Source organism: Allobosea sp. P2_A10 (assembly GCF_056405115.1).
The window spans coordinates 1-1,191 of the sequence record NZ_JBFUCS010000057.1; the positions used below are offsets into that span (position 1 = coordinate 1).

1 protein-coding gene is annotated in these 1,191 nt (G+C 61.6%); it reads right to left on the reverse strand.

The genetic code is table 11. From position 1 onward, the window contains the following. Positions 1-428: 428 nt before the first annotated feature. Positions 429-605, reverse strand: coding sequence for a hypothetical protein (locus AC1DZY_RS26600; RefSeq protein ID WP_476823161.1), 177 nt, complete (start codon positions 603-605; stop codon positions 429-431). Between the last annotated feature and the right edge of the window lie 586 nt (positions 606-1,191).

Sequence of the window (1,191 nt, forward strand, 5' to 3'; positions counted from 1 at the left end):
GAAATCGACATGATCGCCGCCCAGCGGGACGGATGCTCGCTCTCGTGCTCCAGCAGCATCCGAACCGCGCGGGCCCGCACCTCAGGCGAGAATTTGTTCGTCGTCTTGCTCGTCATGGCTCCACCTTCTCAGGAGTTGGAGCCTCCGACAAACCCGGCGCGGTTCAGTGAAACGCTCGACCGTTCAACAGCCTCTACGCGGCCTTGGGCAACACTGATCGCAGCGCTCCCGCTTGCGCGCTCTCCTGAGAGACTGAGTTCAAGCCCTGTCGACTGGGGAATAGAACAACCTGATCGATTGTGACCTGATCTCGCCCTCCAGCCTTTGTCCGGTACACGGCGGCGGACGATTGCGTGATACATAACGTATGATCTCCTCTGTGCGTCGGGCGCGCGTTCGAGCGCTTGGAAAAGCGGAAATTTGTCGTGTCAGCCGAGGCTCAGGAGCGGCCTTGCATTCAGCGCCGCAGCCATGGCCATGGCGGTGACGCAGGCATAGGCTGCCGAGAAGACGCCGACCGCGATTGTCCCGAACTGGGCGTGCCGAGTCACGAGCCAGACCATCAGCCCGAAGGCCGGGATGACGTGCTCCACCGCTGGTCTCATCGGTGCTTCCGCCGCTTCGGCGACGACATTAGTGCTTAGCCTGTCGCCGGAAATCGACACGCTCCAAGGCATACTCAACGACGTCGATACTGAGTTCGCAAAGGGTGGAAACCGAAACGGCAAGGGGTGGAATCGCGGGAACCGTGGCCGACACCTTGGCTGGGGCCGTGGGCGCAGGCGCGGGCCCCCGATGTATGCGCGCCGCAGGCGTCACGGGCGTCGTGGCTATGGCCGGCGCTTTTATTGAGAGCACAAAACAGAGCCTGCCGCAGTGTGGCAGGCTTTTTTCCGATGACGACGCCAAGTGCCCGCCAGTTACTGGAATGGGCTATTCAGCGGCCGCCGAAGCTCACGTAGCCGATGCCCCCGAGCATGAGCGCGACGGTCACAATCAATATCACGAGCGATATTGGCATCGATTGTCCAAGGCCTGTTCTTGATCGAGTTTATAGGTCTGCCGCATTGCAGGGGCAGTATTTACTGCAGTCTTAGCCCCGCCGGGCGGGCACCGATCGCATCTGCTCGATCCCGCACCTGTTCCCAAGCGCGCATGGCGCGAAGAAGTTCGGCAAGCTCAGCTGCTCCC